This is a genomic window from Streptomyces sp. NPDC058308 (genome assembly GCF_042880275.1).
GTDB lineage: Bacteria > Actinomycetota > Actinomycetes > Streptomycetales > Streptomycetaceae > Streptomyces.
Genome location: NZ_JBHVZA010000004.1, coordinates 61,879 through 78,109, shown reverse-complemented (window position 1 = coordinate 78,109; position 16,231 = coordinate 61,879). Strand labels below are relative to the sequence as shown.

Sequence of the window (16,231 nt, the reverse complement as noted above, 5' to 3'; positions counted from 1 at the left end):
CTGGGGGGGGGGGGGGCGGTCCTCACCCCCCCCCCCGCCCCCCTTTCCGTCCGCTCCGGCCGTCTACTCCGGCCAGTCGGAGAGCGTCCAGCCCATGCTCTTGCTGTTGTCGTCACACTTCCACGTGACGGCGCTCTTGTCGTTCTGCATGTCGACGAGGCACTCACCGGAACCGACGGCGACGATCCGCGTCAGGCCGTCGGGGCGCTTCTCCAGCTTCCACTTCTGGTTGCCCGGCAGCCGGCCGGTCCTGATGTTCTCCGGCGGCGCGTGGAAGATCTGGGCGATGTTCGTGTTCACCTTCTGGTCCAGGACGGCGCCCGGGGCGCTGACGGACTCCAGGGCGTAGGTGTCGGACTCGGGGTAGTGGTGCAGGATCCAGTCCTGGTTCTTGCCGAACTCGTCCGTGAGGGCGGGGTTCTGCCCGACGTAGGTGCCGTCGGCCGCCTCGCCGTTCTTGACCTCCAGGTACCAGCCGCTGCCCGCCTGGATCGTGTGCGTCTTGGGCCCCTTGGGCTTGTCCTCCTTCTGCCCACCGCCACCGCCCGGCTTGTCCTTCGGGGCGTCGTCCCCACCGCCGCCCGCCGGGGCCGCGGGCTTCTCCTTCTCCTCCTTGCTGGGGCTCGCCGACGGGCTCGGCGCGGGCTTCATGCCGCTGCCCTGCGGGAGTTCCTGCTGCTTGCCCGGCTGCTCCCTGGCCTGCGTCGACATGGCCGGCTTGTGCTGGAACCACATCACGGCGAAGGCCAGACCCAGCGCGAACAGGACCGAGAACACCGCCATCGCCCAGCGCGGGATCACCGAGGGCTGGATGTACGTGCCGCGCAGCTCCACCGGCTCGGGCACCCCGGCCCGGAGCACGGAGACCGTGAACGGGTGCTTGCGGGTGCCGCCGACCCAGCTCACCGCGCCCGGCTTGATGCGCAGGTCGGCGAAACCGGCCCGGCCGGGGTTGACCTGGACGGAGCCCGGCTCGGTCTCGACCTCCAGCTCGTCGCCGTTCTCGCGCCCGGAGAAGGAGGCCGTCAGCTGCTGGTTGCCGAGGTTGTCGACGGCCAGCGACGCCTTGGCGCTCAGCCGGCCCCGCACGATCAACGGCAGGAGTTCCGAACGGAGTTCGGTGAACGGGCCCACGGTGATCTGGCCCTCGGCCACGTCCGTGGCCTGCGGGGTCTCACGGGGCTGCACCCGCACGCCGAACGGCGTCGGGCCCGCCTGGGCGTCCGAGGTCCGCGGCGGCGCGAACTGCACCTCCGCGGTCGCCTCGGCACCGGGGTACACGCGCAGCACGTCGGGCTGCACACGGGCCCAGCCCGCCGTGGCGCCGACCACCTGCAGGCGGTACTCCTCGACCGTGTCACCGGTGTTGCGCACGCGCAGCCGCACGTTCGCGGTGGAGCCGGGTTCCACGCTGGTCGCGGTCGGTTCGAGCGAAGTCCACATGCCGCTCACCGCCCCGCCACGCCTGGCTTGTTGACACTGCCGCCGACGAGCGCCCGCAAGGTGGCGCTGTCGGCTTCGCCTGTCGCCGGAAGGCCGACGGACACCTGGTACTCCTTGATGTGGGCCGCGGTATTGCTGCTGTACCGGGCGGTCGTGGGCGGATTGCCGCCGTGCTTGAAATAGGAGACGCCGAGCTTGGCGTAGTCCCGGTCGCGGTCCAGGTCCTTGTCGCTGATGCCGGCCTGCGACGCCCACCAGAACGCCGCCTGCAACTGCACGACCTCCCAGCTGTCGGCGCCGGACCGGACGTCATCGGCACGGATGCCCTGCGCCCACAGGGAGGTCAGGGTGGCCCGGCCGAGCGTGCCCTGCGGATCCGTCGCGAAGATCTGCGCGCTGTTGTGTCCTGAGCTCCGGCCGGTGCGGACCACGGCCTTCTGGTAACAGATCAGTTTGGCCTCGGTGTTGGAGTCGATGACGCCGGGTGTCCAGGCGCCGGTGAGGGTGCACGGGTTGCGCGAGCCGAGGGCCGCGAGGCGGCGCTGGGCGTACTCGACGACGACGTCGGACCGGTAGCCGCGCCGCCAGGGCGGGCCGGAGCGGGGTCTGTCACCGCCGCCGCCCGACTTCGCCTTCTCGCCGCTGCCTCCGCCGCCTCCGCCACCTCCGGACGAACCGCCCGAGGAGCCGCCCTCGTCCCCGCCGCCTCCGCCGCCCGAACCGCCCGTACCGCTGCCGCCGCCGGAGCCCGAATCCGCTCCCCCGCCACCCGAACCGCCGCCGCCCGCCTTGCCCTTGGGGGGCGGCGGGGCGTCCGCGAGATCAGCCTTCTCGCCGCCCTGCGGGGCCGCGGCGGGCGCGGCGCCCGCCTGGTTCTCGCGGGCCGACCCGTTGAACTTGGGCGCGTAGGAGAACCAGATCACCGCGGAGGCGACGCAGAGCGCCGCGATCACGCTGCCTACCGCGAGCAGGGCGCGGGGCAGGACGGGACGCTGGTCGAAGCTGCCGGGCAGTACGTGGGCATGCTCGTCGCCGGAGCGGCGCACGGAGACGGTGAGCGGGTGTGCCTGCGCGGGCCCCGTCCAGCGCACCCGCTGCGGGCGCACGGTGGCCTTGGCGAACGCGGCGCGGCCCGGGGCGACCTGGATCGCCGTGGGCGTCACGTCGAAGATCAGCCGGTCGGCGTCGTCGCGGAAACCGAGCGTCGCGGTCAGCGGGGTGTTGCCGAGGTTGTCGACGGCGACCGCGGCCCGGCCGCGGAACCGTCCGACGACGGTGGGCGGCAGCAGTTCGGCCCGTATCTCCGAGAACGGCGTGACGGTGACCTGGCCCTCGACGACGTCGCGGGACCCGGGGTCCTCGCGGGGCTCCACGCGGATGCCGAACGGGGTGGGTCCCGCCTGCACGTCCGGCGAGCGGGGCGGCGCGAAGGAGACCTCGGCGGTGCCCTCGCTGCCCGGGTAGAGCCGCAGGACCTCCGGTTCGACGCGGGACCAGCCCGCGGGGGCGCCGACGACTCCCAGCCGGTACTCCTCGACGGTGTCTCCCGTATTGCGTACGCGAAGCCGTACGGTCGCTCGGCCACCGGGGTCCACGGTCACCGCGGCCGGGTCAAGGGAGTTCCACCACGTCATACGGGCACGGTAGAGCGCACCACCGGGCCTCTCCTTGTACGAAAGGGCGGCGTCAGGGGCAGCTCGGCCTGCCCTCGCGAACGGCACCCGCGGCCCGGCCCCGCCCCGCACGGCACACGGCGGATCAGCCGCGTGCCGAGAGCACCGGGCCCGGCACCCCCGAGTGCGGCTGCCAGTGGGCGAGCAGGTCGGCGATCTCGGCCGCCTCCGAGGCGCCGCGGCGCTCCATCACCCGGTGGGCGATGCGCAGCGCGGCTCTGCCGCGTTCGAGGTCGCCGAGGGCCAGCAGGGCCTGGCCGCGCGCGGCCATCGCGAGCGCGTGGCAGAACGCGTCGCCCAGCTCGCCCTCCACCGCGAGCGCCGCGTCCGCGCTCTTCATGGCTTCCCCGGGGCGCCCCTGCGCCAGGTCGCAGTAGGCGAGCCGGGCCCAGCACAGCGCCTCCCAGCGCGGGTTGCTCGACCGGCCGTGCAGCCGCTGGGCCTCGCGCAGCCGCTCCGCGGCACCGGCCGCCCTGCCGTCCCGCAGCAGCGTGCAGCCCGCCTGGTAGAGGACGTGGGCGAGCGTGGACGTGCTGCCCGACTGCCGCGCCTGACGCTCCGCCGCCACCACCGCGGTGTCCGCGGCGCCGCGCCGGCCCAGGCAGATGTAGGCCCGCGCCATGTGGGACAGGATGCGCACGCGGTCGCCGTGCCCGCCGAGCGCGCCGAACCTGGCGTACGCGAGGCGCAGTTGCTCCAGCGCCTCCTGGTGGCGGCCCACGCCCATGAGGACGATGCCGAGTTCGTGGCTACCCTCGGCGCCGACCAGCAGGTCACCGCAGGAGGCGGCGAGGCGCAGGCTCTCGCGCAGGGCCCGTTCGGCGCGGTCGTAAGTCTCGGTGCCGTAGTGCGGGGCGCCGAGGAGCCGCAGCGCGCGGGCCGCCGACCGGTCGTCGCCGTGGGCGCGTGCGGTGCGCAGGGCCAGTTCGGCGAGCGGTTCGAGGTCACGGTGGCGTGCGGTGCCGACCACGAGGTGGGACCAGGCGGTGAGCAGGTCGACGGTGGGGCGCAGGCCGGGCGGTCCTTCGGAGCCCACGGCCCCCACCGCGTCCGGTACGTGCCGCAGCGCGTTCTCCGCTGCGTCGCACAGCCGCGAGTGCGCGACGACCAGCCAGTCGCGCGCGGCGGCCTCGTCCGGCAGCGCCTTGCCCGGGGAGTCGGGAACGTGCAGGAGCTGCGGCAGCACGCTGTGCGGTTTCGTACGGCGGATCGCGGTGATGACGGTGGCAAGCACGTAGTCGAGGAAGCGGAGCCGGGCCGCGGCACGGTCCCCGGCGCTCTCCTCGCGCTCGCACCGTCGGCGCGCGAAGAGCCGCACCAGGTCGTGGAAGCGGTAGCGGTCCTCGCCGTGCAGCTCCATGAGCCCGGCGTCGACGAGGCGTTCCACCAGGGACTCCGCCTCCTCGTCCGGCACGTCGAGGAGTGCGCCCACGGCGCCCCGGCAGAACGACGGCATGTAGCAGAGGGAGACCATGCGGAAGGCGTGGGCGAGCCCCGGTTCGAGCGCCTCGTAGCCGAGCCGGAAGCTGGCCTCGACGCCCAGGTCGCCCACCCGCAGCTCGTCCAGCCTGCGGTGTTCGTCGCGCAGCCGGGCCGTGAGGTCGGCGACGGAGCGGCCCGGCCGCGCGGCGAGGCGGGCCGCGGCGATGCGGACGGCGAGGGGCAGCCCGCCGCAGACGGCGACCAGTTCGCGGGCGGCGGCCGGTTCGGCGGCCACGCGCTCGGCACCGGCCATGGCGCAGAGCAGGCCGAGCCCCTGCGGCTCGTCCATCGTCTCGACGTCGACGAGCCGCGCCCCGGGCAGGGTGATGGTCCGCGACCGGCTGGTCACCAGGACCGCGCAGCCCGGGGTGCCGGGCAGCAGCGGCCGCACCTGGGCGGTGTCGCGCGCGTTGTCGAGGAGGACGAGCACACGGCGCCCGGCGAGGAGCGAGCGGTACAGGGCGGTCTGCTGGTCGAGGCTGTCCGGCACGGCGCTCTCGGGGACGCCGAGCGCGCGCAGGAATCCGGTGAGCGCGCAGCCGCTGTCCACGCCGGGCGCCGGATCCGCGCCGCGCAGGTCCACGTACAGCTGCCCGTCGGGGAACTGATCCCGTAAGGCGTGGGCGACGTGCACCGCGAGTGCGGTCTTGCCGACGCCGCCGAGGCCGGTGAGCGTGGCCACGGCCATCGCGTCGCCGGATGCGGCGGCGTGCAGCGTCTCGGTCAGCAGTCGCGCCTCGGCCTCACGTCCGGAGAAATCGGGTATGTCGGGGAGCAGTTGGGCGGGGGTGAGCGGGGCGGGGGCCGGGGTGCGCAGGGGGTCCTTGGGCGTCCCGTCGAGGGGGGTGGCCGGGCGGCCGGCGCTGTCCGTGCGGCGCTCCGCGCCCCGCGGCAGGGGCAAGGGGCGAGGGAGGTGACGGGCTGTCCGCTCCGTCTCGGGGAATGAGGGCTGAGCAGGGTGTGCCGCACGGCCCGGGGCGGCCCCGGCGTTCCCCGGCCCCTCGACCGGCTCTCCCCGGCCCGGTCCTTCGTCCTGTCGTTCCCGCCCGGGTATGCGACGGCGCTGTTCGCCGACGCGCAGCGGTGCGGGCAGCGGTCCGGGCCGCGCGGCGGCGGCCTCCGGGAGCGGGGCTCCCTTCAGGAGCCCTTCGTACAGCGCGGTGAGGTCCCTGCCCGGGTCGACGCCGAGTTCGGCGGCGAGCGTGCGGCGCGTGGTCTCGTACACGGCGAGGGCGTCCGCCCGCCGGCCGCCGCGGTGCAGGGCGAGCATCAGCAGGGCCTGGGCGCGCTCGCGCAGCGGGTGTTCGGCGGCGAAGACGCTGAGCGGGGCGGTCATCTCGCCGTGGCAGCCCAGTTCGAGGGCGCAGGAGAAGAACTCCTCCTGGGCGGTGACGGACAGTTCGGTGAGCCGGTCGCGCTGGCGGCGGGCGTACGGGCCGGGCAGACCGGCCAGCGGGGCGCCGTCCGACAGGGCGAGCGCGGCGTTCAACTCGGCGTAGGAGTCGGCGTGTTCACCGGCGGCGCGCAGCGCACGCGCGGCGGCCACCCGGTCCTCCAGCTCGCTCGCGTCGAGGGAGCCGCTCGGCAGCCGCAGGGCATAGCCGTCGCCCGCCGACACCAGGAGCCTTGCGGGTTCGCGGGCGCGCCGGTCGGGTTCGAGGAGGGCGCGCAGCCGGGAGACGTACGTGCGCAGGGTGCCGACCGCCCGCAGCGGCGGCTCCTCGCCCCACAGGGCGTCCACCAGCTCGGCGGCGGACACCGGGTGCCCGCCGCGCAGCAGCAGCGCCGCCAGCGTCGCGCGCTGCTGCGGCGGGCCGAGCGTCAGGGGGTGTCCGTCGCGCCAGGCCCGCACCGGTCCGAGGACCTGGAACCACAGCGTGACGCCCGGATCGTCCCGGCCGGCTCCGTCCTCGCCGTTCCGGCCCGCCCTGCCGCCCGCGTCATCCGCGTCGCCCTGCATTGTCAGCCCGCACCCCTTGCCCCGTGACGCACCGCGAGGTGCCCGTTCGTACCGGCCACGGATGGCCGCCCGCACCAAACGTTACGTCAGCCCCAGAGCTCCCCCCTCCCCGTGGGGGCCCTGACCCCCGTGTTGACCAGGTATTGACTCCGCCGACACCGGGGGCGGGGCATATGCGCCACGGACCGGCCACATCCGGCCGGGGGCGGTGGCCGCCGCGAACCCGCCCTGACCGGTGTGACCGGACGGGCAACCCGAGGCGGCCCGCCGCCGTCCGCCCCCGGGCCGCGCCACTCGTTCCGGCCGAAAGGTTTCCCCGGGCGGCTGAACGGGCACCGGCATCTGCCCTCGTTGACGTCCGTCCGTCTCTACGCACCGGTACGCGCGTGGGACATCGTCGACACGGTACGAATCCGTGCCGGCTGTGCGCCGGTCCCGCTCACCCTCGAACCTTGGAGCACAGCAGCATGCCCAACTACCTGTCCCCCGGCGTCTACATCGAGGAAGTCGCCAGTGGTTCGCGCCCCATCGAAGGGGTCGGCACCTCGGTGGCGGCCTTCGTCGGTCTGGCGCCGCGGGGACCGCTCAACGAGCCGACGCTGGTGACCAACTGGTCCCAGTACGTGGCCGCGTTCGGCGAGTTCACGGACGGGTACTACCTGGCGCACTCCGTGTACGGCTTCTTCAACAACGGTGGCTCCGCCGCGTACATCGTGCGCGTGGGCGGCACCGACACCGACGGAGCCCAGGAGCCGGCCGCCGCGGCCCCCGCGCAGACGCCCAAGGAGCTCACCGCGGGTGAGCCCGTGGCGCTCGGCGGCTTCAGCGTGTCCGCGCTCACCGCGGGCAGCTCGGACGGCGGGGCGCTCACCGTCGAGGTGCAGGACGGCGAGGGCGAAGGCGCGGCCGACCGCTTCAAGCTGATCGTCAAGGACGGCGACAAGGTCGTCGAGAGCTTCGACGTCAGCACGAAGAAGACCGCGCGCAACTACGTCGTCACCCAGGTCAAGCAGCGCTCCAAGGTGATCGCCCTGGAGGAGGCCGCGGCGGGGCAGCTCGCCAAGCCCGACGCGCAGACCGTGACCCTCGCGCCGCCGAAGGCCGCGCCCCCGGCCGTGCCCGCCTCCAACGGTGCCGTGTCCCGCGTGGAGACCGCGCAGTTCATCGGTGACTCCGCGGACCGCACCGGCTTCGGCGGCCTGGAGGCCCTCGACGAGGTCAACATGGTGGCGGTGCCGGACCTGATGGCCGCCTACCAGCAGGGTCTGATCGACGAGGAGCAGGTCAAGGCGGTCCAGCTCGGTCTCATCTCGCACTGCGAGCTGATGGGCGACCGCATGGCCATCATCGACCCGCCGCCGTCGCTGAACGCCCGCCAGGTCCGCCAGTGGCGGCAGGAGGGCGCCGGCTACGACTCGCGCTACGCCGCGCTGTACTACCCGTGGATCAAGTCCTTCGACCCGGCCTCCGGCCAGTCGGTGATCGTGCCGCCGTCCGGCCACATGGCAGGCATCTGGGCCCGCAACGACGCCGAGCGCGGCGTGCACAAGGCACCGGCCAACGAGATCGTGCGCGGCGCCGTGGACCTGGAGCTGCAGATCACCCGCGGCGAGCAGGACCTGCTCAACCCGGTCGGCGTGAACTGCATCCGTGCGTTCCCCGGCCGCGGCATCCGGGTGTGGGGCGCGCGGACGATGGCGTCCGACCCGGCGTGGCGCTACCTGAACGTCCGCCGCTACTTCAACTACCTCGAAGAGTCGATCCTCATCGGCACCCAGTGGGTCGTCTTCGAGCCGAACGACCAGGCCCTGTGGGCGCGCATCCGCCGCAACGTCTCGGCGTTCCTGGTCAACGAGTGGCGTTCGGGCGCACTGTTCGGTTCCCGGCCCGAGGACGCGTTCTACGTGAAGTGTGACGCGGAGACCAACCCCGTCGAGTCGGTCGACCTCGGCCGGGTCGTCTGCGAGATCGGCATCGCGCCGGTCAAGCCCGCCGAGTTCGTGGTCTTCCGCCTCGCGCAGTTCTCCGGCGGAGGCGGCGAGCTGGAGGAGTAGAAGCCCGCCGCACGAACCGCCCTTCAGCCATCCGCAAGAACCGCAACAGGAGTGAACCCCCTTGTCCCTTCAGCCCGGTGACGCTCTCACTACACACAATTTCGGCCTGCAGATCGACGGCGTCATGGTCGAGTACCTGCAGGAGGTCAGCGGCCTCTCCATGGAGCAGGACGTCATCGAGTACCAGCAGGTGTCGGCCGACGGCAAGCCCGTCGTGAAGAAGATGCCCGGCGTCAAGAAGGCCGGCGAGTGCACCGTCACCCGCGGCATGACGCAGAGCCCCGTCTTCAGCGAGTGGATCAACAAGTCCATCGCGGGCGACATGGGTTCGGCGCGCAAGAACGCCACGATCATGATGATGGACTACCAGAACAGCCCGGTGAAGCGGTACAACCTGCGCAACGCCTGGTGCAGCAAGGTGGAGACCAGCGGGGTCAAGGCCGGCGACGCCGCCGCGCTGACCGAGCAGGTCACCATCGTCTTCGAAGAGCTGGTCATCGAATAATGCGGCGCGAAGGCCCGGCGGCGCCGGGGGCAGGGGCGGGAGCGGTTCCCGGTGCCGTGACGGACACCCGCGAACCGCTGCGTACGGAGTTCGAGTTCGAGCTGCCGCGCGGATTCGTGGACGAGTCCGGCACCGTGCACCGCAACGGCGCGATGCGGCTCGCGACGGCACGCGACGAACTGGTGCCGCTGCGGGACGTCCGCGTGCGCGAGAACCCCGCCTACCTGTCCGTGGTGCTGCTCGGCCGGGTCATCACCCGGCTCGGCACGCTCGGCTCCGTCCACGACGGCACGGTGGAGAACATGTTCGCCTCCGACCTGGCCTTCCTGCAGGACTTCTACCGGCAGATCAACGCGGAGGGCCACACCCGTGCGGCGGTGGCCTGTCCGCACTGCTCGGAGTCCTTCGAGGTGGAGCTGGCCGGGAGCCGCCTGGGGGAATCGTGACGTACGCGGCCGACCGCATCGAGGAGGAAGTCGCGTACCTCGCCTACCACTTCCACTGGGGCATGGACGACATCCTCGACCTCGAACACGCGGACCGGCGCGCGTACGTGGCGCGGACCGCCACGCTGGTGGAACAGGCGGAGGCGAGGCAGTGACAGGTCGGTGAGGCGCGGCAGTCGGTCGGTGAGTCGAGGTAAGTGATGGGCTTGTTCAGGTGGCGGCGGGGGTCGCGGGACGACGCGGCGGTGCCGGGTACGGGTGACGCGGGCTCGCCGCAGGCGGGTGCGGGGGAATCGGCGGACGCCGGTGCGGGTTCCGGTGCAGGTGCCGGTGCTGCTGCTGACGCGGGTGCCCGGGGCGCCGGTGGCGGGGCCGCACGTGACGGCGGGTGGGCCACCGTGCCGCCGGTCCAGCGCGTGCTCGCGGCGCCGCGGACGGTCTCCGAGCACGGCTTCGGCGCGATGCTCGCCACCCACCAGAACCCGTCCTTCGGGGGCGAGTTGGGGCACGCGGTGCGGGCTTCGGCGCCGGGCGGTCTGCTGCGCGACGTCCTCACGCCGGTGGCCGGCAACCCCGGGGACCTCGACCTGCCGGCGCTGCGTCTGCCGGTACGGGGGCGGCCGGAGGCCACGGGGGCCGAGGAGGCGGGGGCTGCGCCTGCCTTCGCTCCGTCCAGGCCCTCCTTCGGTGGCCCTTCCGCCGGTGGCCCGTCGGCTTCGCCCGCTCCGTCGGCTTCGTCGGCCCCCTCGGGGTCGGCTGCGCCTGCGGTTCAGCGGTCGTCGTCCGCGTCGGCTGTGCCTGCGGCTCCGAGGGCGCCTGGTGTCTCGGCTGCGCCGCCTGTTGTTCCGAGCCCGGCTGCTCCTACGTCGGCTGCGCCTGCTTCTGCGGGGTCGCCCCATGGCTCAGCTACGTCGCCTGCCGTTCAGCGGTCGGCCTCCGCGCCGGCTGCGCCTGCTGCCCGAAGGCCGTCTCCTGCCTCGGCTGCGCCGCCTGTTGCTCCGCGGTCACCTTCGGGCTCGGGCTCGGGCTCGGGCTCGGGCTCGACTGCTGCGCCGCGCTCGACTTCTGCCTCGGGCTCGTCTGCTGCGCCGCGCACGACTTCGACCTCGGGCTCATCTGCTGCGCCGGGCACGACTTCGTCCTCGGGCTCATCTTCTGCCTCGGCCGTGTCTGCTGCGCCGGGCTCGTCTTCTTCCTCAGGCTCGCCTGCTGCCCCCGCTACGCCTGCTGCACAGAGGTCGTCCTCGGCCTCTGCTGCACCTGTCGTACCGAAGTCGCCCACTGCCTCAAGCTCGTCCTCCGGCCCGGCCGCGCCTGCCGTTCCTCGCTCGGCCTCGGCCTCGGCTGCGCCTGCTTCTCCGAGCTCGACTTCCACCTCGGCTGCACCCGCCGTACCGAGGTCGCCCGCTGCCTCAAGCTCACCTTCCGCCCCGGCTACGCCTGCCGTTCCGCGCTCCACCTCAGCCTCAGCCACGCCTGCCGCTCCGGGCCCGTCTGCCGCCTCGGCTGGACCTGCTGTCCAGAGGTCGTCCGCTGCCTCGGCTGCGCCTGTCGTTCCGGGCCCGTCCGCTGCCCCGCGCTCGGCTACGGTCCCGAGCTCCTCTTCTCCTGTTGGGCCTGCCTCTTCTACGTCGACTACGTCGGCTGCTCCCTCAACCCCCAGCACGTCCTCTCCCTCCGCCGCTCAACCCGCCCCCGGGCGCCCCGTGCAGCGGAGCGCGTCCTCGGCCTCGGAGCCCGCCTCTCAGGGCGACAAGCCCGGCACTCGTCCCTCGACGCCCACGCCGTCCACGGACAAGCCCCTGAGCAGCGCGTCAACTCCGCTCGTCAGCGCAGAGATTCAGCCGCCCGTTCAGCGCCAGGTCCCGTCCGGTGGGCAGCAGCCGCACCCTCATACGCGTACAGCCCCGACTCCCGACACGACCGCACCCGAGCGGCCCGCAGCTCACCGAGGGACGCCGACCACCGCCAAGACCGCTCCGCTCACCGGCACACGCCGTCCCGCCCCCGCCTCAGCCGGGGCGGACAGCACGCAGGCGAGCCCCCGCCCCGTACCCGTGGTGCAGCGGTCGCGGCGGGCAGGGCGCTCCCCGCTCGTGGCAGCGGTGCCCGCCGTCGTGCCGCAGCGGAAGCTGTTCCCCGTCGGGATGACGCCTACCGCGCCGCCCGCCACCGCCCCGGCCAACGAAGCCGCCCCCGTCGCGCCGGACGCCTCCACCGGTGTCCGGCCCACCGATGTCCCCGGGCCGGTTTCCCCCGCCGGCCCGGGGGCGCACGCCGCACCCGCGGCCTCGGACCCCGTCGCTGTGCGGGCGAATTCCCCCGTTCAGCCCGTACAGCGACGGCCTCACGTACGCCGGGTCCGGCGCGCGCAGGACGACGGCGGCGCGGCATCGGGCGCCCCGCGTCCGGGCCTTGGCCAGCCCGTGAGCCAGCCGCCCACCGCGCCGCCCGCGCCCGCCGCACCTCCCGCACCCGCCGCCCCGGCACCGCAGGGCCGTCCCCGCCGAACCCCGATCGGCGCACCGGTCACCCCCGTCCAGAAGGCCCAGGCCCAGCAGGCACAGCAGGCACAGGCACAGAAGAAGCAGCCCCAGCCCGAGCAGGCAGCGACCACCGGCACCCCCGCTCCCGTCACAACCCCCGAGCCCGCACCCGCGCCCACCCCCGCACCCGAGCCGCAGCCCCAGCCCCTCCCCGTCGTCCCCGTCAACCGCCGCATCGCACCCGGCAGTTACCGGCCCGCGGAGCGCGGCACCGCTCAGCCTCGGCCTCTCGCTCCCTCCCGGGGCCTGTCCGTCCCGCCCCCGGCGACGAGCGGTCCGACCCCCGCCACCCCCTCCGGCCCGGCCGCACCGGTGGCGCCCGCCCCTGCCCCCGCGACCGGAACCGTCCCCGGCCCCGTGCCTCTCCAGCGCTCCGCGGGCAGCGTCGGACCGCAGTCCAGGAGCGGTCTCGCCCCCGCGGCCGCCGCCCCGGTCGTCGTTCCGCTCGGAAAGCCGGGTGCCCCGGCTCAGCGGCGCGCGGCCACGTCCACTCCGCCCGCGGTACGCCGTTCGGCCGCGGCACCGGCAGCGGCAGCCGTACCGGCACCGGCCGCCCAGGCCCCCGTACGCCCGTCCGCCGTCCGCCGCGCGCCCACCGCGCCCGTCCAGCGCAAGGCCACCGCCCCCGAACCACCGGCTCCCGCACCCGCCCGGCCCGCGCAGCCCGCCGCCGCGCCCCGGCAGCCCGTCACCGTCGCCCGCACCGGCGCCGACACGACGGCGGGCACCACCGCCGGAGCCGGCGCCTCCGCCCAGTCCGATCCCGCCACCCCGGCCGCCGCGGCCGGCTCCGGCTCCGCACCCGCCGCCGAATCCACCCCCGCCGACCTCGACGATCTGGCCCGGCGCCTCCTGGCCCCTCTCTCGCGCCTGCTCCGCGCGGAGCTCCGCAGCGACCGGGAGCGGATCGGGCGGCTCCGCGATCACGGTCGTTGACACTGCCGCAGCCCTCGCCCACCCCGCCCGCACACCTCCGCAGAGAACCCAGGAAGTAATCCATGCCCTCGCCCCAGGACCCAGGTTCCACCGTCTTCTTCAAGCTCACCATCGACGGCCAGGACCTCGGCCTCTTCAACGGCTGCGACGGGCTGGCCTCCGAAGTGGAGGTGGAGCAGCGGCAGGAGGGCGGCAACAACGGGTTCGTCTGGCAGCTGCCCACCCGCGTGACCTTCTCCACCATCCGCCTCACCCGGCCGCTGACCGCGGACACCTCCCGCGTGGCCTCCTGGATCTCGTCCATCGCGACCGGCATCTCGCGGCCCACCGCGCAGATCGCGGCCCTGCGCGCGGACGGCTCCGTCGTCGCGCAGTGGGGGCTCGTCGAGGTGCTGCCCGTGCGCTGGCAGGGGCCGAGCCTCAGCCCGGACAGTCCGGCCGTGGCGACGGAGACCCTGGAGATCGCGCACCACGGGTTCACCGACGCGGGAGGTGCCTGAGATGGCCGCGCCGACGGGCGGCCGGGCCGGGGCGAGCCTCGTCCGTGCCGCGCTCGCCATCCACCAGCCGCCCACCGACCTCGGCGGGTCGATGGGCGGGCGGATCGGTGAGGTGGAGTTCCAGTTCAACCCGACGCAGCTGCAGATGGGCCGCTCCGCCGAGTGGCGTACGCAGCGGGCCGTCGCCTACACGCGCGGCGCCCCGCCCAAGTTCACCGGCTCCGCCCCCGCCACCCTGCAGCTGGAGGTCTTCCTCGACTCCTCCGGCACCCCGAACTCGGGAAAGGTGCAGAAGCAGGTCGAGATGCTGCTCTCCTGCTGCGAAGTGACACCGCAGAGCCTCACCTCCAAGCGGCCCTCGCCGCCATGGGTGCGCTTCTCGTGGGGGTCCTTCAACACCGTGCAGTTCGTGGCGTACGTGACCAACGTGAGCGCCACGTACACCCTCTTCAATCCGACCGGCGAGCCGATCCGCGCCACCTGCTCGCTCTCGCTCACCGAGGTGGCGATGCCCACCAAGGGGCAGAACCCGACCTCCGGCGCGCTCTCCGCCCGCCGCGTGCACCGGACCGTCGCCGGTGACTCGCTGGCGTCGCTGGCCTGGCGGGAGTACGGGGACGCCACCCGCTGGCGGCTGATCGCCGAGGCCAACGAGATCGACGACCCGATGCGGCTGAGGCCCGGCACCGAACTGCTCCTGCCCGCCGCCGACGAGGCACACCCCGCCCCCGCGCACGTGGAGTCCGCATGACCGAGAAGACGTACACGAGCGTCCTGCACGCCGAGATCGGCGGGTCCGCCCTGCCCGACAAGCTGGCCCTGCTGCTCGTCGAGGGCTGGGTGGACTCCAGTGTCAACGTGCCGTCCGCCTTCCAGCTGACCTTCGCCGACGCGGGCGGGGACATCCTGGAGAAGTTCCCGCAGATCAAGGTGGGCGCCAAGGCGGTGCTCTCGCCCTTCACCGACGGGCGGCGCGGCAAGCCCATGCTGACCGGTGAGGTCACCGCCCTGGAGGTGGACGCCGACGCGGGCGGCAAGTCGCTGGTCGTGCGCGGCTACGACCCGGGCCACCGGCTGCTGCGCAACCGCCGCGTGCAGGGCTACCCGAACATGACCGCCGCCGACATCGTGCGCCGCATCGCCGGTCTCAACAGCCTGAAGATCGGCAAGATCGACTCCACGCCGACGGTCTACGAACTGGCCACGCAGCCCAACATCACCGACTGGGACTTCCTGTCCCGCCTCGCCCAGGAGAACGACACCCACCTGTCGTTCGACGAGGACGGGAAGCTGCGCTTCGCCAAGCTCAAGCCCGCCGCGGGCGCGCCGTCCGACACCACACCGGCCGCGCAGAGCCCCTACGTCCTCGAATTCGGGCACAACGCGCAGCACAGCCGGGTCGCGGTGACCGCGGCCGGTCAGGTCTCCAAGGCCGGGGTGCGCGGCTGGAACATGCGGGCCAAGCGCGCCCTGTCCGCGCAGTCCCCGGCCGTCAGCAGCAAGGACATCGTCGCCGATATCACGCCGGCGCAGCTCTCGCAGCCGTTCGGCCAGGCGACGCTGACGGCCACCGAGACGCCGTACACCACGCAGGCCCAGGTCACGCACGCCGCCAAGGCGTTGGCCGACGACGTGGCGGGCTCCTTCGCCGAGGTCGAGGTCGCCGTCACCGGCAACCCCGATCTGCGGCCGGGGCAGCCGGTGGCGCTGAAGGGCGCCGGGTTCCCGTTCGAGGGGAAGTACACGGCGACCGGGGTCCGCCATCTCTTCGAGTCGGGGCGGCCGTTCACCACGTGGCTGACCGTCTCGGGGCGGCAGTTCCGTTCGCTGTACGGTCTCGCCTCGGGCGGCGCGGATGCCGCGCCGCCGATGCCGGGCGTCGCGAACGCGCTGGTCAGCAACGCCAAGGACCCGCTCAAGCTGAACCGCGTCAAGCTGCGCTTCCCCTGGCTCTCGGACACCTACGAGAGCGACTGGTGCCGCATCGCGCAGCTGGGCGGGGTGCGGGGCGGCGGCCTGATGCTGCCCGAGGTCGGCGACGAGGTGCTCGTCGCCTTCGACCGGGGCTCGCTGGAGCACCCGTACGTCCTGGCCGGGCTGTACAACGGCATCGACAAGCCGACGCCCAACACGGACGGGCTGCAGCCGATCGACCGGACCAGCGGCCGGGTCAACTGGCGTTCCATCTCCTCGCGCAGCGGCCACACCATGGAGCTGGTGGACGCCAAGTCCCGGATGAAGAGCGGCATCCGGCTGCAGACCGGCAACGGCCGTCTCACCGTCCACATGGACGAGGCGAAGACCAGCGTGACCATCCGCAGCGACGGTTCCGTGTCGATCTCCGGCACCCGCAACGTCAGCATCCGGGCGGGCGGCAATCTGTCGCTGGTCGCGGGCGGTTCGCTGACGATGAGCGCGGGCGGGGCCGTCGACATCAAGGCCGGCGCCAAGTTCGGGGTCAACGCGGGCGGCATGGCGGACATCAACGCGGCCGGCGTCCTCAGCCTCAAGTCGGCCGGCGCGGTGGCCGTCAACGCCGTCGGCGCGGTCTCCGTCACCGCGGCCGGCGCGGTGGCCGTCAACGCGGGCGCCGCGGCGGCCATCAGTTCGCCGGCCACGGTCGCGCTGAGCGCACCGGCCGTGCTGCGCAACGGCATTCCGTTCTAGGAGCCAGGATTTTGAGGGA

12 protein-coding genes are annotated in these 16,231 nt (G+C 73.8%); 8 read left to right on the top strand and 4 right to left on the bottom strand.

What is annotated here, in order from left to right:
• Positions 1 to 63 precede the first annotated feature (63 nt).
• From ACFVYL_RS07635 to ACFVYL_RS07625, 3 genes are all read right to left on the bottom strand, one after another.
• Positions 64 to 1,443 (bottom strand): hydrolase, encoded by a 1,380-nt coding sequence (locus ACFVYL_RS07635; protein ID WP_389713596.1) that lies wholly within the window; start codon positions 1,441 to 1,443, stop codon positions 64 to 66.
• 5 nt (positions 1,444 to 1,448) lie between these two features.
• Positions 1,449 to 3,077 (bottom strand): peptidoglycan-binding protein, encoded by a 1,629-nt coding sequence (locus ACFVYL_RS07630; RefSeq protein ID WP_389713594.1) that lies wholly within the window; start codon positions 3,075 to 3,077, stop codon positions 1,449 to 1,451.
• Positions 3,078 to 3,201: 124 nt separating this feature from the next.
• The gene (locus tag ACFVYL_RS07625; RefSeq protein ID WP_389713592.1) at positions 3,202 to 6,558 is read right to left on the bottom strand and encodes a BTAD domain-containing putative transcriptional regulator; all 3,357 of its coding nucleotides are present in this window, start codon (positions 6,556 to 6,558) and stop codon (positions 3,202 to 3,204) included.
• Positions 6,559 to 7,025: 467 nt separating this feature from the next.
• Between ACFVYL_RS07625 and ACFVYL_RS07620 the strand changes: the two genes are divergently transcribed.
• From ACFVYL_RS07620 to ACFVYL_RS07605, 4 genes are all read left to right on the top strand, one after another.
• Positions 7,026 to 8,612 carry a phage tail sheath family protein gene (locus ACFVYL_RS07620; protein WP_389713939.1) on the top strand — a complete coding sequence of 529 codons (1,587 nt, stop codon included), beginning with the start codon at positions 7,026 to 7,028 and terminating at the stop codon, positions 8,610 to 8,612.
• Positions 8,613 to 8,673: 61 nt separating this feature from the next.
• The gene (locus tag ACFVYL_RS07615) at positions 8,674 to 9,117 is read left to right on the top strand and encodes a phage tail protein (protein WP_205040150.1); all 444 of its coding nucleotides are present in this window, start codon (positions 8,674 to 8,676) and stop codon (positions 9,115 to 9,117) included.
• Positions 9,117 to 9,563 (top strand): hypothetical protein, encoded by a 447-nt coding sequence (locus tag ACFVYL_RS07610; RefSeq protein ID WP_389713590.1) that lies wholly within the window; start codon positions 9,117 to 9,119, stop codon positions 9,561 to 9,563. The genes ACFVYL_RS07615 and ACFVYL_RS07610 overlap by 1 nt, the downstream gene beginning before the upstream one ends.
• A complete protein-coding gene (locus ACFVYL_RS07605) occupies positions 9,560 to 9,718 on the top strand; it encodes a DUF6760 family protein (RefSeq protein ID WP_362342012.1) in 159 nt (52 codons plus the stop codon). The genes ACFVYL_RS07610 and ACFVYL_RS07605 overlap by 4 nt, the downstream gene beginning before the upstream one ends.
• A gap of 767 nt (positions 9,719 to 10,485) precedes the next feature.
• Here the strand turns inward: ACFVYL_RS07605 and ACFVYL_RS07600 are convergent.
• Entirely contained in the window at positions 10,486 to 11,037 is a 552-nt protein-coding gene (locus ACFVYL_RS07600; protein WP_389713589.1) for a hypothetical protein, read from the bottom strand.
• 622 nt (positions 11,038 to 11,659) lie between these two features.
• Between ACFVYL_RS07600 and ACFVYL_RS07595 the strand changes: the two genes are divergently transcribed.
• The 4 genes from ACFVYL_RS07595 to ACFVYL_RS07580 all read left to right on the top strand — a co-directional run bounded on the left by ACFVYL_RS07595 (position 11,660) and on the right by ACFVYL_RS07580 (position 16,212).
• The gene (locus ACFVYL_RS07595; protein ID WP_389713588.1) at positions 11,660 to 13,045 is read left to right on the top strand and encodes a hypothetical protein; all 1,386 of its coding nucleotides are present in this window, start codon (positions 11,660 to 11,662) and stop codon (positions 13,043 to 13,045) included.
• A 62-nt stretch (positions 13,046 to 13,107) separates the two neighbouring features.
• Positions 13,108 to 13,545 carry a phage tail protein gene (locus tag ACFVYL_RS07590; protein WP_389713586.1) on the top strand — a complete coding sequence of 146 codons (438 nt, stop codon included), beginning with the start codon at positions 13,108 to 13,110 and terminating at the stop codon, positions 13,543 to 13,545.
• A gap of 1 nt (position 13,546) precedes the next feature.
• Complete coding sequence (locus ACFVYL_RS07585; protein ID WP_389713584.1) at positions 13,547 to 14,296, top strand: LysM peptidoglycan-binding domain-containing protein; 750 nt, start codon at positions 13,547 to 13,549, stop codon at positions 14,294 to 14,296.
• Positions 14,293 to 16,212 (top strand): VgrG-related protein, encoded by a 1,920-nt coding sequence (locus ACFVYL_RS07580; protein ID WP_389713583.1) that lies wholly within the window; start codon positions 14,293 to 14,295, stop codon positions 16,210 to 16,212. The genes ACFVYL_RS07585 and ACFVYL_RS07580 overlap by 4 nt, the downstream gene beginning before the upstream one ends.
• Positions 16,213 to 16,231: the final 19 nt, after the last annotated feature.

Bases quoted from the DNA above. Each gene is read 5' to 3' on its own strand.
- ACFVYL_RS07630 (WP_389713594.1), bottom strand. From the start codon at position 3,077: ATGACGTGGTGGAACTCCCTTGACCCGGCCGCGGTGACCGTGGACCCC.
- ACFVYL_RS07620 (WP_389713939.1), top strand. From the start codon at position 7,026: ATGCCCAACTACCTGTCCCCCGGCGTCTACATCGAGGAAGTCGCCAGT.
- ACFVYL_RS07580 (WP_389713583.1), top strand. From the start codon at position 14,293: ATGACCGAGAAGACGTACACGAGCGTCCTGCACGCCGAGATCGGCGGG.
- ACFVYL_RS07585 (WP_389713584.1), top strand. From the start codon at position 13,547: ATGGCCGCGCCGACGGGCGGCCGGGCCGGGGCGAGCCTCGTCCGTGCC.
- ACFVYL_RS07635 (WP_389713596.1), bottom strand. From the start codon at position 1,443: ATGTGGACTTCGCTCGAACCGACCGCGACCAGCGTGGAACCCGGCTCC.
- ACFVYL_RS07625 (WP_389713592.1), bottom strand. From the start codon at position 6,558: ATGCAGGGCGACGCGGATGACGCGGGCGGCAGGGCGGGCCGGAACGGC.
- ACFVYL_RS07610 (WP_389713590.1), top strand. From the start codon at position 9,117: ATGCGGCGCGAAGGCCCGGCGGCGCCGGGGGCAGGGGCGGGAGCGGTT.
- ACFVYL_RS07590 (WP_389713586.1), top strand. From the start codon at position 13,108: ATGCCCTCGCCCCAGGACCCAGGTTCCACCGTCTTCTTCAAGCTCACC.